Below are 13,682 nucleotides of genomic sequence, written 5' to 3' on the forward strand. Positions count from 1 at the left end.
GCGCGCTCCCGTCCGGGACCAGCGGGACGAGCACTCCGGCACTCACGAGAGGATCGCCGCGCCGACGAGCACGACCGCGAGCACGGCCCAGAGGATCCCGAAGAGCGGCAGGGCGAACTTGAAGTACTTGTCGAACTTCACGCCCGCCATCGCGATGCCGACGACCGCGACGATGTTCGTCGGCGAGATGAACATGATCATCGCGCCGCCGGTCATGAACGCGGTGATCACCAGCGAGCGCCCGACGCCCGCGAAGTCGCCGAGCGGCGCCATGATCGGCATCGCCAGCGTCGCGACGCCCGAGGTCGACGGAATCAGGAACGAGAGCGGCATGCCCACGACCGCGACGAGCGTCGCGAAGACGCCGGTGGACGCCCCGGACACCGCGCGCTCCATCGCGCTCAGCACGCTGTCGATCGTCTGGGTGTTGTTCAGCATCGCGGTGATGCCGCGCGCGATGATGATCACGAGGCCGGGCGCCATCATGCCGGCGGCGCCCTTCACGATGAGCCCCGAGAGCTTCTTCTCGTCGTAACGCGCCACCAGCCCGACGACGATCGCGGCGATGAAGAACAGCATGATCAGCTCGGGGAACCACCAGTCGAGCTGGAACCACGGATCGTCGACGCCCGCGACGTCGTGCTGGTGCTCGTACTCCGCCGGACCGGTCGCCGCGCCGAGCAGGCTGCCCCAGGGAATGACCGAGAACACGAGGAGGCCGAAGGTCGCCGCGGTGATCGCGAGGACGAGCTTCTGCGAGCCGGTGAGGGGCTCGATCGGACCGGACTCGGCGAGCGAGATCTCGGAGTCGGTGATCTCGCTCTCCGGCGTCATCGAGCGCGCCGGGTCCTTCTTCACTCTCGCGGCGTAGCGCAGCACGTACGCGACCGTGATCGCGGTGAAGAGCACCCAGAGCACGAGCCGCACCACGATTCCGTCGCCGAGCGTCACGCCCGCGGCTGCCGACGCCACGCCGATCGAGAACGGGTTCACCGTCGACGCCGCGACGCCCGCGGTCGAGCTCAGCACGATGACGCCGATCGCCGTCATCCGGTCGTAGCCGAGCGCGATCACCAAGGGCACGAGCAGGCCGTAGAAGCCGAACGTCTCGACCGAGAACCCCATCGTCGATCCGAGCAGCGAGAAGAGCACCATCACGACGACGATGACGAGCCAACCGCGATCGCCGAGCCGCTGCGCCAGCCGGCCCACGCCGGTCTCGAGCGCGCGCGTGGAGAACGTCACCTCGAGGAAGGCGCCGAGCGCCAGCACGAAGAGGAACACGTCGGCCGCGCCGAAGAGGCTCCCCGACTCGAAGGGCCCGATGCCTTCGTCGCCCTGGATGCCGAAGAGCCCGTTGACCAGCGCGAAGACGAGCTGCTCCAAGCGCCCGACGAAGTCGAGCGGTGAGTCGATCCGCGTGAAGGTGCCGGGGATCGGCGCGCCGTCTTCGTCGTGCTGGTAGACGCCCGACGGGATGAAGCTCACCGCGATCCACACGACGACCGCGACGAGCGTCAGCGTGCCGACTGCGGTCGGGAACTGGAGCTTGCGCTTCTTGCGCGCGGGCGGCGCCTCGCTCTCCGCCACGGCGGGTGCGCCGGTCATCGTGGGGCTCGTCGTCGCCATGCTCACGCTCCGTAGGTGCGGAAGAACTCGGCCTTCGCGATCGTCGCCTTCTCGAGCTCGTCGAGGAGCACGCGCTCGTTCGGACCGTGGATGTTGCTGTGTCCGTCGGTGGCGCCCATCAGCAGCATCTCGGCGTCGGGCACGGCGCGCGCCAACGACATGACGATCGGGATCGAGCCGCCTCCCGCCACATCCACGGGATCGGCGCCCCACGCCTCACGGAGGGCGCGGAGCATCAGCTGGTGCGCGCGACCTCCGGCGCTCATCGAGAAGCCGTTGCCGTTCTCGCCCGCGGCGGAGACCTCGAGCTCGATGCCGAAGGGCCGCTGCGCCCGGAGGTGCGCGATGACCGCAGCCTGCGCCTCGGCCGCGTCCTGATCGGGATGCACGCGGATGTTGAGCGAGGCGCGCGCGCTCGAGGCGACGGCGTTGATCGGCGCGCTCACCGGCGGGCTGTCGAAGCCGGTGATCGTGATCGCAGGGCCGGACCAGATCCGCTCGCCGATCGTGCCCGTTCCCTGGAGCGGCGCGCCGGGCACCACCTCGCCGAGCTCGCGGAATTCGTGCTCGCGGTAGTCCATGCCGCGCCACGGCGTGCGCAGCAGACCGGGCACCGCGACGTCGCCCTTCTCGTCGTGGAGGCTCGCCAGCGCGTGCACCAGCGCGATGCGCGCGTCGGGCGCGGCGCCGCCGTACTGCCCGCTGTGCTTGTCGGCGGCGAGCGTGCGCGCCGAGACGGTCACCGCGGCCGACCCGCGCAGGCTGATCGTCAGCGCGGGAACGCCGGGGCGAACACTCCCGTTGTCCGCGATGATCATCGCGTCCGATCGGAAGATCTCCGGCGCTTCGGGAGGATAGAAGTCGAACGGACTGCCCACCTCCTCCTGACCTTCGAAGACGATCGTCACCGAGACCGGCGGCGCCCCGTCGAACACGCGCAGCGCGCCGATCGTGGCGAGGATGTTCGCCTTCGAGTCCGAGATGCCGCGGCCGTAGATCGCGCCGTTGCGCCGGGTCGGCTCGAAGGGCGGTGTCTCCCAGAGATCGAGATCGCCTGCGGGCACCACGTCGTAGTGCGTGTAGAGCAGCACGGTCGGCCTGCTCTCGGCCGCGTGGGTCCGCGCGATGATGACCGGCGCGACCTTGCCGGGGATCCGGAGATCCTGGATGTCGGTGAGGCCTGCCTCGCGGAGCAACTTCACGACGTAGTCGTGCGCCTCGAAGAGGGGCTTCGGATCGGCCCCTTCGCCCGAGATCGAAGGAATGCGCGTCAGCGTCATCAGCTCGTCGACGAGGCGAGGCATCTGATCGCGAACCGCGCGACGAACGGTGTCGGAGTCCATCGGAGCCGTCATGCGCGGCGACATCGCCACGTGCGGGACCCCGCCAACGTGGCGATGAGCGCCATTGCCGTCGCTCGGCACGGGCGCATCTGGCGATTCCATGCCGCCCTCTTCCGCGGAGCCCGACGACGAGAGCCTCTACGTCTCGACGGGGCACCTGCCGCCCCCCGCCGACGTGCAGCGCCGCGTGCAGGCCGCGTTCGAGCACGCGCGCGTCCACACCGAGGGCGCGTGCTCGGAGGTCTACCCGGCCCTCGCGCGCGTCTCACCCGAGCTCTTCGGCGTCAGCTTGGCCGGTGTCGACGGAAGCCTCGTGTCGATCGGCGACGCACGACACCCGTTCACGCTGATGAGCGTCGCGAAGCCCTTCACGTTCGCGCTGCTCTGCGAGGCGCTGGGCCCGGCTGCGTGCCGGCGCCTCATCGGCGCGAACGCGACGGGCATGCCGTTCAACTCCGCCGCCGCGATCGACTTCGGCGACGAAGGGCGCACCAACCCGATGGTCAACTCGGGCGCGCTCGCCGCCGCGAGCCATCTGCCCGGCGAGGGCCTCGAGGCGAAGTGGGCGCACCTGAGCGAAGGCCTCGCGCGCTTCGCCGGGCATCCCGTCGTGCTCGACGACGAGATGTACGGGTCCGCGATGCAGACGCACCACCGCAACCACGGCTTGGCGTGGCTGCTCCACGGGCTCGGTCGATTGGGCATGCATCCGACCGAGGCGACCGAGCTCTACACGCGCCAGTCGTGCGTGCAGGTGACCGCCGAGGACCTGGCGTTCATGGGCGCGACCCTCGCCGACGGCGGCGTGCACCCGAAGACGCGCGAGCGCGTCGTCTCGGTGGAGAGCTGCGCGTACGCGCTCGCGGTGATGACGACCGCCGGCATGTACGAGACGTCCGGCGACTGGCTCTACGAGGTCGGCCTCCCCGGCAAGAGCGGGATCGCCGGAGGCATCGTCGCGGTCGCGCCGGGGAAGGGCGCGCTCGGCTCGTTCGCGCCGCTGCTCGACGCCGCCGGCAACAGCGTCCGAGGACAGCTCGTCGCGCGCGAGCTCTCGAGGAGCCTCGGGCTCAGCCTCTTCACGTCGTCTCCGGTCGAGGCGCCGCGCGCCGAAGCCCGCGCCGCGCCGCCTTCGTCCCAGTGGGCGCGCGGCTGGTGATGGAGGAGCGACCCCGTGAGCGTCGGGACGTACGAGGCCGGGCGAGACGAAGGACGCGAGGAGCCGCGCTCCGAGCGCGGCGTGCTCCAGCGCGCTCTCACCGTCGTCGAGCGCATCGGGAACAAGGTCCCGCACCCCGCGGTGATCTTCGTGCTGCTGACCGTGGTGCTCGCGCTCGCCTCCCACTTGGTCGCGAGCCTCGGCGCGAGCGTGACGTACACCGCGATCAACCCGGAGACGCACGCTGCCGAGCAGATGACGACCGCGGCGAAGAGCCTCTTCAGCGCCGACGGGATCCGGTTCGCCTACGGCTCGGTCGTCGAGAGCTTCATGAGCTTCACGGCCCTCGGCGTCGTCATCGTGGCGATGCTCGGCGTCGGAGTGGCGGAGTCCGCGGGCCTCATCAACGCGCTCATCCGCAAGCTCGTGCGCGTCGCGCCTGCGAAGGCCCTCACGTACATCATCGTGTTCGTCGGCATCCTCTCGAGCGTCGCCGCCGACGCGGGCTACCTCGTGCTCGTCCCGCTCGCTGCCAGCGCCTACGCGAGCGTCGGTCGTCATCCGCTCGCCGGGCTCGCCGCCTCGTTCGCCGGCGTCGCTGCGGTCTTCGGCGTGAACCTCCTCGTGAAGCCCGCCGACGGGATCCTCACCGAGATCACCAACGACGCGATCCGTCTGGTCGAGCCGACGCGGTCGATCACCATCACGTCGAACTGGTGGTTCGGCGCCGCCTCCGTCGTGCTGCTCACCGTCCTCTGCGGCGTCATCACCGATCGGATCGTCGAGCCCCGGCTCGGACGGTGGAGAGGTGGCGCGGTCGGGCTCGGGCCCGACGGCGAGTCGCTGGAGCCCGCAGCGGCCGACCACTCGCGCGCGGCCGAGTCGCGCGGTCTCCGCTTCGCGGGGCTCGGCACGCTCGTGGTGCTCGCGATCGTCGCGCTGCTCTCGCTCCCGAGCGGCGCGCCGCTGCGCAACCAGGAGACGGGCGCGCTCATCGGCGACTCGCCGCTGATGAACGGGCTCATCGTCGCGATCACCCTGGTCTTCTTCGCGGCCGGCGTCGGCTACGGGATCGGCGCGCGCTCGTTCGGCTCGATGAAGGACGTCATCGCCGCGATGGAGAAGGCGGTGACCGGGCTCGGCGGGCTGATCTTCCTGCTCTTCTTCATCAGCCAGTTCATCGCGCTCTTCAACTTCACGAACCTGCCGACGCTGCTCGCGGTCGGGATGGGTGATCGCCTCGAGCACTCGGGTGTCGGCGCGATCCCGCTGCTCGTCGGACTGCTCCTCGTCACCCTCGCGCTCGACCTCTTCATGTCGGGCATCATCCCGAAGTGGGCGATCTTCGCGCCGGTGTTCGTGCCGCTCCTCATGCGGCTCGGCGTGTCACCGGAGGCGGCGCTGGCGGCGTACCGCGTGGGCGACAGCCCGTTCAACGTGCTGTCGCCGCTCATGCCGTACTTCGCGCTCATCGTGACGTTCGCGCAGCGCTACCAGAAGAGCGCCGGCGTCGGCACGTTGGTCGCGTTGATGCTGCCGTATGTCGTCGGGGTGCTGGTGGCGTGGACGGGGCTTCTGCTCGTGTGGGAAGCGCTCGGGCTGCCGTGGGGCTTCTGAGCGATCGAGAGAACGACCGTCGCCGTTCACGTCGCCGTCCACGACCACGACCACGTCGTTGACGTCGACGTGAACGTGGTCGTGGACGGCGACGGCGACGGCGACCCTCTCAGCGTCGACGACGACGCGTCACCACCGCGATCATCGCCGCCATCACCATCCACCACGCGCTCGCGCTCGATCCCGACGACACCGCGCAGCCGCCGTCGACCCGAGTGCGCCCGCCGCCCGTCCCGCCGTCGCCGCGCGGCGTCGGCACCCCACCGTCGCTCTCGTCGATCGTGCACGAGAGCCCGTCGTCCGCGGTGCCATCGCAGTCGTCGTCGCGCCCGTTGCACAGCTCGCCGCTCGCGTTCTCGTCGACCAGCTCGTCGCAGTCGTCGTCCACGCCGTTGCAGATCTCGTCCGCCGCGTGCTCGTCGACCTCGCCGTCGCAGTCGTCGTCGCGCCCGTTGCACGCCTCCATCTCGCTGCGGCACGTGCGGCTGCTCGAGAGGATCGTCGTCCAGTAGCGCGCGTCGGTCCAACCCTGATCGTTGCTCATGTCGCCGAGCTCGATCACCGCGCCGAACGAGTCGCCCGCCGAGGGCTGACAGATCCATCCCACCGCGGCGCGCGCGCAGATGTCGTCGAGCCCGTCGCCGCTCACGTCGGCGAGCTGGATCGTGTCGTAGTAGTGGGCCGCGCTCCATCCGTTCGCGTCGTCCCACGCCGGCCCGGCGTGCCCGACGAACGCGTCGCCGTCCCACGTCCAGCAGTGCACCTGCGCGTTCGCGCGCGCGCACAGATCGTCGGCGCCGTCGCCGTTCACGTCGCCCACCCGCAGCGTCGCGTAGTTCGAGCGATCGCTCCATCCGCTCCCGTTCGACAGCGGAGCGACGATCACCGTCTCACCGAAGCCGCTCTCCGTCGCGAGCACGCAGCGCAGATCGGTCGAGCTCCGCGCGCACACGTCGGCGCGTCCATCGCCGTTCACGTCGGCGAGCCGCATCGTGCTCCAGTAGTGCATCGCGCCCCAGCCGCTCTCGTCGCTCCACGCCGGGCCCATCACGCGCGTCGGGAAGCCCTCGCCGTCGGCGAGCCAGCACTCGACGCCCGCCGAGCTCCGCGCGCACACGTCGCTGCGACGATCGCCGTTGACGTCGCCCATGCGCAGCGTCCCGTAGAACCGCGCCGCGCCCCAGCCCGCGGCGTCCGACCACCGCGGCCCGTCGATCCGGCGATCGAAGCGCGTGCCGTCGGAGAGCCAGCACCCGAAGCCCTGACTGTCGCGCGCGCACAGATCCTCGCGGCGATCGCCGTTCACGTCGGCGAGGCGCAGCGTCGTGTAGAAGCGCGGGTTGCCCCACCCGTTGGCGTCGGAGATCGCAGGGCGCCACACCGCGGGCGCGGCGAACCCGTCGGCGGTCGCGACCGCGCACCACACGTCGTCGTTCGCGCGCGCGCACAGATCGGCGCGTCCGTCCGCGTTGACGTCGCCCATGCGGATCGTCGCGTAGTTCGCGACGTCGCCCCAGCCGCCCGCATCGCTCCACGCCGCGGCGAGCACCGCCTCGTTCCATCCGCCCTCGCGCGAGGTCCAGCAGCGCACGCCGGAGGCGCCGCGCGCGCACACGTCGGCGCGTCCGTCGGCGTTCACGTCGGTCGTGGTCGGAGGCGCGTACGCGTGGGGCTGCTCCTGCAGCAGCGCGACCTCGCACACCTCGTCCTCGTCGCTGCTGCCGTCGCAGTCGTCGTCGCGCCCGTTGCAGACCTCGGCGCCGGGCGTGCAGCTCGCGCCGCACACGTTCCGCTCGACGGGGTGCGTGTAGCGCCAGGGATCGACCCCGCGGTCGTAGTCGCCGTCGGGATAGATCGAGTAGTGCAGGTGCACCACGCCGTTCGACGCGGTGCCGGTGCGGCCCACGTAGCCGATCACCTGGCCCGCGGTCACGCGCACTCCGTCGCGGATCCCCGGCGCGATGCGCTGCAGGTGGCAGTAGAAGTGGTACCAGCCGCAGTCGTCGATGACCGTGACCTTGTTGCCCGAGTAGTTCGAGAAGCCGACGAGGGTCAGGCGCCCCGCGCTCGTCGCGACGACCGGCGTGCCCTCGGCCGCCCAGATGTCGTTGCCGATGTGATCGCCCGCGATGAAGTCCTCGTTGGAGTAGGCGTCGTCGCAGGTCCACAGGCTCGAGTTGCCCGCGTTCCGGTCGTAGCCGTGGTTGTGACGGCCGCGCACGGGATACACGGTGACGACCGGGTTGCATCGCACCGCTTCGGTCGCGACGTCCACCTCTGGCGCATTGGTGCACGCGCCCAGCACGAGAACGACGACGAGCGCGGTCGAGAGTCTGCCCATGGAGTGCCTCCTCCGGCTCGACCGGGTACCACCCGAGCCGGGCGGCGGGCACTTACCGATGCTTCGCGAACCGCGCCCGAGTGCTAGTCCCGGAGGGCCCGAACGGGAGCGCGCGGAGCGCGCGGACGGAAGGGACCGGAGCGGCGAGCCGATCCTCTTCGCGAAAAAAGATCGGGCGATGTCGATTCGGGGCTCGCTGGTTCGTCGTTCCATCGAAGGGCAGGCGCAGGGCCTGCCGAAGCGGAGGAAGAAGACATGCGCGTTCTCGTGATCATCAAGGCGAACAAGGCGTCCGAGGCGGGTCAGATGCCGAGCGAGAAGGTCCTGACCGAGATGGGCAAGTTCAACGAGGACCTGCTCAAGGCGGGCGTGCTCCTCGGGGGCGAGGGCCTGCACCCGAGCGCGCAGGGCAAGCGCGTCGTGTGCTCGCCGAGCGGCAAGAAGCGCGTCGTCGACGGACCCTTCGCCGAGACCAAGGAGCTCATCGCGGGCTTCTGGATCTGGAAGGTCGCCTCGCTGGACGAGGCGGTCGAGTGGGTGGGCCGCGTCCCGATGCCCGAGGGCGAGACCGAGGACTCGACCATCGAGATCCGCCGCATCTTCGAGGCCGAGGACTTCGGCGCGGAATTCACGCCCGAGGAGCGCGCGCGCGAGGACCGCATGCGCGCCGAGCTCGACGCCCGCGCCGCGAAGAAGTGAGCGGAGCGACCCATGCGCTTCATGCTCATCATGATCCCGAAGGGCTACGAGACCGCGCCGCCGGGCACGATCCCCGACGACGTCGAGCGCGTGGCCGCGATGGCGAAGTACAACGAGTCGCTGCAGAAGGCGGGCGTGCTGCTCGCGCTCGACGGGCTGCATCCGCCGTCGATGGGCGCGCGGGTGTCGTTCCGCGGCGGCAAGCCCAAGGTGACCGACGGACCCTTCGCCGAGGCGAAGGAAGTGATCGGCGGCTACTGGCTGATCCAGGTGCGCTCGCGCGACGAGGCGATCGAGTGGGCGCGTCGTTGCCCGGCGAGCGACGACGAGGTGATCGAGGTGCGCCAGGTGCAGGAGTGGTCGGAGTACCCGGCCGACGTGCGTGAGGTGATCGCGCCGGATCTCACGACGCGGTGAAGCGGAGAAGAGCGGCGTCAGCGTTGACACCGGACGCCGGCGCACCGACGTCCCCTCGGGAGGTCGGCGTCGATGGCAGACGAAGCTCCGATCCTGGTCACCGGCGCCGCGGGACGGGTCGGCTCGATCGGTCGTATGGTGGTGGAGCGCCTCCGAGAGCGAGGCCTCGCGGTGCGCGCGCTCGTCCATCGGGAGGACGCGCGCGCCGAGGCCCTGCGTGCGATGGGGGCCGAGGTCGTGATCGGCGATCTCACGCGCACCGAGGACGTGGCGCGCGCCCTCGCGGGATGCCGTCGTGTCTACTTCGGCATGAGCGTGTCCGAGCAGTACCTCGAGGCCACCACCGCGGTCGCCGCAGCGGCGCGCGCGCAGGGCGACCTCGAGGTGCTGGTCAACATCTCGCAGATGACCGTCTCGCAGATGAGCCTGACCGACCAGACCGACTCGCCGCAGCAGCGGCAGCACTGGCTCGCGGAGCGAGTGCTCGAGTGGTCGGGGCTGCCGGTGGTGGAGGTCCGCCCGACCGTCCTCTTCGAGAACCCGTTCTTCCTCGCGTGGGCGGCCGAGTCGATCCGGCGCGACGGCACGATCCGCCTGCCCTTCGGCGCGGGCCGGACCTCGCCGGTCGCCGCCCGCGACGTGGTGGACGCGGTCACCGTGATCCTGACCGATCCCGCGCCGCACATCGGTCGGATCTACGAGCTCACCGGGCCGCGATCGCAGGACATGCGCGCGATCGCCGCGCAGTACGCCGCCGCGCTGCATCGTCCGGTGACCTACGTCGACGTGCCGTTCGAGCAGTGGCGCGACCAGGAGCTCCGGCCTCGGAACCTGCCGGAGCACCTGCGGCACCACATCGAGGTGATGGCCAGCCTCCACGCCGCGAACCGGTACGATCGCTCGACGTGCGACGTGGAATCGATCACCGGTCACCCCGCGGCCGACATCGTCCAGGACGTCGCTCGCCACGTCGCGGAGTTCGGGCCGTGACGCGTCGAGAGAGGGAGGCGCGGTGAGCGAGGACGTGAGCAGGACGATCGACGCGGTCTGGAGGATCGAGTCGCCGCGCATCGTCGGTGCGCTGCTCCGCATCACACGCGACGTGGCGCTCGCCGAGGAGCTCGCGCAGGAGGCGCTGCTCGCGGCGCTCGAGCGCTGGCCCGAGCAGGGCATTCCCGACAACCCGAGCGCGTGGCTCGTGGTGACCGCGAAGAACCGCGCGCTCGACGAGCTCCGCCGCCGCAAGATGCTGGCGCGCAAGCACGAGGAGATCGGGCGCGAGCTCGACGAGCGCGACGCGCCGGACTTCGAGACCGCGCTGGACGAGGACGTGGGCGACGACGTGCTGCGCCTCGTGCTCATCGCGTGTCATCCCGTGCTCTCCACCGAGGCGCGGGTCGCGCTCACGCTGCGGCTCGTCGCGGGCCTCACGACCGAGGAGATCGCGCGCGCGTTCCTGGTCGCCGAGCCCACCGTCGCGCAGCGCATCGTGCGCGCGAAGCGCACCCTCGCCGAGGCGCGCGTGCCATTCGAGGTGCCGCGCGGCGCCGAGCTCGCGGAGCGCCTGGGGTCGGTGCTCGAGGTCGTCTATCTGGTGTTCAACGAGGGCTATCTCGCGACGTCGGGCGACGACCTGATGCGCCCTCAGCTCTGCGACGACGCGCTGCGCCTCGGGCGCATCCTCGCCGCGCTGGTGCCCGACGAGCCCGAGGTGCACGGCCTGGTCGCGCTGATGGAGCTCTCGGCCTCGCGCGCCGATGCACGCGTCGACGGCAAGGGCGACCCGGTGCTCTTGCTCGATCAGGATCGCGCGCGGTGGAGCCCGCTCTTGATCCGTCGTGGCCTCGAAGCGCTGGCGCGCGCCGAGCAGCTCGGACGACCGCTCGGCCCGTACACGATCCAAGCGGCGATCGCGGCGTGCCACGCGCGTGCCCGCGCCCCGGAGGAGACCGACTGGACGCGCATCGTCGCGCTCTACGACGCGCTGGCGCAGATCACCGGATCGCCGGTGGTCGAGCTCAACCGTGCGGTCGCGGTCGGCATGGCGTTCGGCCCGGAGCAAGCGCTCGAGCTCGTGGATGCGCTCGAGGAGGAGCCGGTGCTGCGGGGCTATCACCTGCTCCACGCGGTGCGCGCGGATCTGTTGATCAAGCTGGGTCGCACTCGCGAAGCACGCCCCGAGCTCGAGCGCGCCGCGTTCCTCGCGAAGAACACCCGCGACAAGCAGATGCTGCTGGCGCGAGCCGCGAGCCTGCCCGAGCGCTGAGCGTCTGTGGCCGACGAATCAGAGGTCACCGCGACGGTACGTTTCGACGCAGCCTCCTTCGACGCTGCAATCGAGAATCGCCCGCTCAGGCAATCCCGCGTGAAAGCACTCCACCGCAGCGTCGGAGTCGCAGCACGTGATGCGATCCGCATAGTCACAGTGCTGAACGGGATACGTGACGCAGCCGTCCGAGGTGCTCTCGCCGGCCAGCACGACGTAGTCACGGTCGCCGCAGACACCGGTGCAGCGGAGAACATCCACGAGAGCGGTCCGAAATCGGACCTCGAGGGGCACCTGTTCGGGCGCCGGGCTCACGTGTGCGCACGACGACAGAAACAGGACGAGGAGTGGATGGCTCACGCCACGATGGCTGATCGTCATATCGGTAGACGGCCCTGACTGATCCAGTGCGCGTCATCGTTCGAGCATCGTAGCCGCACACCTCGCATGCTCGCTCGCGTAGTCTCGCTCCATGCGTGTCGTGCTCGCGACCGTCGGGACCCGAGGGGACGTCCAGCCCATGCTCGCCCTCGCCCAGGCGCTCACGCGCCGCGGGCACCATGCGATCGTCGCGTGCCCCGAGAGCTTCGCGCCGTGGGTGCGCTCGCTCGGCGTCGAGCACCGTGCGCTCGGCGAAGATCTCCAGGCGCTCATGGCCGAGAAGGGCGCATCGTTCGAGCGCTCGCTCGCAAGCATGAAGTCGTACTTCCGCGAGCAGCTGCTCCTCCAAGCGCCCGCGCTGCTCGACATCGCGCGCGACGCCGACGCAATCGTCGGCACCGCGATGGCGTGGATGGCGCCCTCGGTCGCGGAGAAGCTCGGCATCGCCGCGCTCGAGCTCTTTCCCTCGTCGTGCGCGCCCTCGCGATTGCACCCACCGCCGCTGATGCCGTTCTACGGCCTGCCGCAGTGGCTCAACGCGCTCTTGTGGTGGACCAGCGATCGCATCCAGAACGGGCTCATGGGCGCGCCGGTCAACGAGGCGCGCGCGACGCTCGAGCTGCCGCCGATCGCGTCGTTCACGAACCACCTCTTCGTCGACGTGCCCGCGGTGATCGCGGCCGACGACGTGCTGCTCCCGCCCGACCCCGCGTGGCAGGGACGTTATCCCTACGCGGGCTTTCTGTTCCTCGACGATCCCGCGCCGCTCGATCCCGCGCTCGACGCGTGGCTCGCGCGCGGGGAGCCGCCGATCCACGTCGGCTTCGGCAGCATGGCGGGCGGTCATCCCGAGCGCGTCGTGACGATGCTCCACGACGTCGCGCGCGCGACCGGCCGGCGCGTGCTGATCTCGGCGGGCTCCGCGAAGCTCGGTGCGTTGCCCGACGAGCTCCACGTCGTTCCGAGCGCGCCGCACGCGAAGCTGTTCCCGCGGGTCGCGGTCGCGGTGCACCACGGCGGCTCGGGCACCACCGCAGCCGCGCTGCGCGCGGGCGTCCCTCAGGTCGTGCTCCCGATGATGCTCGACCAGTTCCACCACGCGCACCACCTCGCGCGCGCCGGCCTCGCGCCCAAGGCGCCGAGCATGGCGAAGGTCACCGCGAAGACGCTCACCCGCGCGATCGAGGAAGCGCTCGCGCTCCCCGAGGCACCGCGCCGCGCGATGTCGGAGCGGCTCCGCGCGAGCGACGCGGGGAGCGTGATCGTCGATCGCCTCGAGCAGATGACGCAGCGAGGCGCGTGACCGCAATCGTGCACGGCCACGCGCGAATCACGCTCGCCGCGTGCCTGCGCGGCGCTACACGCGCACGATGACCGACGACGAGTCCGAGGCCCTCGATCGCGCGCTCAGCGCCGGACAGGCCGCCGACGAGGCGATCGCCGCGCTCGACAGCGCGGTCAGCTCCACCGCTTCGCGCGCGAGTACGACGTCAACGACGGCAACCTGCCGATCTACGCGGTGCTCGCGCATCCACGCTGCGACGAGGGCACCGCGCTCTACTTCGACTGGCAGTTCCACGACCTGCTCGGCGACGACCAGGCGCTCGAGGAGCAGCGCGCCTACGATCGCGCCTGGAACGCCGCCGCGCTGCTCGAGACGATCGAAGCGCGCCTCGACGCCCGCGACTTCGCGACGTCGGACATCCACTTCGATCCCATCGCGCACTTCGCGCTCGATGCGCAGCAGGTCGCGTCCTACCGCCGGAAGGTCCCGCCCGAGCGCCTGCGCGCGGTCGGCCACCTCCGCGTCGATCACTGAGCTGCGCGCGA

13 protein-coding genes are annotated in these 13,682 nt (G+C 70.8%); 8 read left to right on the forward strand and 5 right to left on the reverse strand.

Annotated features, from left to right (window positions below; genetic code table 11):
• Positions 1–42: 42 nt before the first annotated feature.
• Together I5071_RS38270 and I5071_RS38275 are read right to left on the reverse strand one after the other, a co-directional pair.
• Positions 43–1,629 carry a YfcC family protein gene (locus I5071_RS38270; RefSeq protein ID WP_236518328.1) on the reverse strand — a complete coding sequence of 529 codons (1,587 nt, stop codon included), beginning with the start codon at positions 1,627–1,629 and terminating at the stop codon, positions 43–45.
• 2 nt (positions 1,630–1,631) lie between these two features.
• Positions 1,632–2,984 carry a M20/M25/M40 family metallo-hydrolase gene (locus I5071_RS38275; protein ID WP_236518329.1) on the reverse strand — a complete coding sequence of 451 codons (1,353 nt, stop codon included), beginning with the start codon at positions 2,982–2,984 and terminating at the stop codon, positions 1,632–1,634.
• Between the two features lie 88 nt (positions 2,985–3,072).
• On the opposite strand from I5071_RS38275, the gene glsA reads away from it, so the two are divergent.
• Both glsA and I5071_RS38285 read left to right on the forward strand, forming a co-directional pair.
• Entirely contained in the window at positions 3,073–4,131 is a 1,059-nt protein-coding gene (gene glsA / locus I5071_RS38280) for a glutaminase A (protein WP_236518330.1), read from the forward strand.
• 15 nt (positions 4,132–4,146) lie between these two features.
• Positions 4,147–5,748 carry an AbgT family transporter gene (locus tag I5071_RS38285; protein ID WP_236518331.1) on the forward strand — a complete coding sequence of 534 codons (1,602 nt, stop codon included), beginning with the start codon at positions 4,147–4,149 and terminating at the stop codon, positions 5,746–5,748.
• Between the two features lie 109 nt (positions 5,749–5,857).
• Here the strand turns inward: I5071_RS38285 and I5071_RS38290 are convergent, their stop codons facing one another.
• Positions 5,858–8,089 carry a VCBS repeat domain-containing M23 family metallopeptidase gene (locus I5071_RS38290; RefSeq protein ID WP_236518332.1) on the reverse strand — a complete coding sequence of 744 codons (2,232 nt, stop codon included), beginning with the start codon at positions 8,087–8,089 and terminating at the stop codon, positions 5,858–5,860.
• 255 nt (positions 8,090–8,344) lie between these two features.
• Here I5071_RS38290 and I5071_RS38295 point away from each other — a divergent pair, with 255 nt between their 5' ends.
• From I5071_RS38295 to I5071_RS38310, 4 genes are all read left to right on the forward strand, one after another.
• Positions 8,345–8,788, forward strand: a complete 444-nt coding sequence (locus tag I5071_RS38295) for a YciI family protein (RefSeq protein ID WP_236518333.1) — start codon at positions 8,345–8,347, stop codon at positions 8,786–8,788.
• Between the two features lie 12 nt (positions 8,789–8,800).
• Complete coding sequence (locus tag I5071_RS38300) at positions 8,801–9,205, forward strand: YciI family protein (RefSeq protein ID WP_236518334.1); 405 nt, start codon at positions 8,801–8,803, stop codon at positions 9,203–9,205.
• A gap of 72 nt (positions 9,206–9,277) precedes the next feature.
• Complete coding sequence (locus I5071_RS38305) at positions 9,278–10,195, forward strand: NAD(P)H-binding protein (protein WP_236518335.1); 918 nt, start codon at positions 9,278–9,280, stop codon at positions 10,193–10,195.
• A 22-nt stretch (positions 10,196–10,217) separates the two neighbouring features.
• Positions 10,218–11,471 (forward strand): RNA polymerase sigma factor, encoded by a 1,254-nt coding sequence (locus tag I5071_RS38310; RefSeq protein WP_236518336.1) that lies wholly within the window; start codon positions 10,218–10,220, stop codon positions 11,469–11,471.
• Positions 11,472–11,489: 18 nt separating this feature from the next.
• Here the strand turns inward: I5071_RS38310 and I5071_RS38315 are convergent, their stop codons facing one another.
• Complete coding sequence (locus tag I5071_RS38315; protein ID WP_236518337.1) at positions 11,490–11,831, reverse strand: hypothetical protein; 342 nt, start codon at positions 11,829–11,831, stop codon at positions 11,490–11,492.
• A 112-nt stretch (positions 11,832–11,943) separates the two neighbouring features.
• On the opposite strand from I5071_RS38315, the gene I5071_RS38320 reads away from it, so the two are divergent.
• Positions 11,944–13,155 (forward strand): glycosyltransferase, encoded by a 1,212-nt coding sequence (locus I5071_RS38320; protein ID WP_268921181.1) that lies wholly within the window; start codon positions 11,944–11,946, stop codon positions 13,153–13,155.
• A 54-nt stretch (positions 13,156–13,209) separates the two neighbouring features.
• Here the strand turns inward: I5071_RS38320 and I5071_RS38325 are convergent, their stop codons facing one another.
• Positions 13,210–13,383 carry a hypothetical protein gene (locus tag I5071_RS38325; protein WP_236518339.1) on the reverse strand — a complete coding sequence of 58 codons (174 nt, stop codon included), beginning with the start codon at positions 13,381–13,383 and terminating at the stop codon, positions 13,210–13,212.
• On the opposite strand from I5071_RS38325, the gene I5071_RS38330 reads away from it, so the two are divergent.
• Positions 13,372–13,671, forward strand: a complete 300-nt coding sequence (locus I5071_RS38330) for a hypothetical protein (RefSeq protein WP_236518340.1) — start codon at positions 13,372–13,374, stop codon at positions 13,669–13,671. The two genes, I5071_RS38325 and I5071_RS38330, sit on opposite strands and share 12 nt — an antisense overlap.
• Positions 13,672–13,682: the final 11 nt, after the last annotated feature.

Source organism: Sandaracinus amylolyticus (assembly GCF_021631985.1).
Classification (GTDB): Bacteria; Myxococcota_A; Polyangia; order Polyangiales; family Sandaracinaceae; genus Sandaracinus; species Sandaracinus amylolyticus_A.

What these genes read in the sequence shown, in the direction of transcription:
- I5071_RS38275 (WP_236518329.1), bottom strand. Translation starts at nt 2,984, where the DNA reads ATGACGGCTCCGATGGACTCCGACACCGTTCGTCGCGCGGTTCGCGAT.
- glsA (WP_236518330.1), top strand. Translation starts at nt 3,073, where the DNA reads ATGCCGCCCTCTTCCGCGGAGCCCGACGACGAGAGCCTCTACGTCTCG.
- I5071_RS38270 (WP_236518328.1), bottom strand. Translation starts at nt 1,629, where the DNA reads ATGGCGACGACGAGCCCCACGATGACCGGCGCACCCGCCGTGGCGGAG.
- I5071_RS38320 (WP_268921181.1), top strand. Translation starts at nt 11,944, where the DNA reads ATGCGTGTCGTGCTCGCGACCGTCGGGACCCGAGGGGACGTCCAGCCC.
- I5071_RS38325 (WP_236518339.1), bottom strand. Translation starts at nt 13,383, where the DNA reads ATGCGCGAGCACCGCGTAGATCGGCAGGTTGCCGTCGTTGACGTCGTA.
- I5071_RS38295 (WP_236518333.1), top strand. Translation starts at nt 8,345, where the DNA reads ATGCGCGTTCTCGTGATCATCAAGGCGAACAAGGCGTCCGAGGCGGGT.
- I5071_RS38305 (WP_236518335.1), top strand. Translation starts at nt 9,278, where the DNA reads ATGGCAGACGAAGCTCCGATCCTGGTCACCGGCGCCGCGGGACGGGTC.
- I5071_RS38300 (WP_236518334.1), top strand. Translation starts at nt 8,801, where the DNA reads ATGCGCTTCATGCTCATCATGATCCCGAAGGGCTACGAGACCGCGCCG.
- I5071_RS38290 (WP_236518332.1), bottom strand. Translation starts at nt 8,089, where the DNA reads ATGGGCAGACTCTCGACCGCGCTCGTCGTCGTTCTCGTGCTGGGCGCG.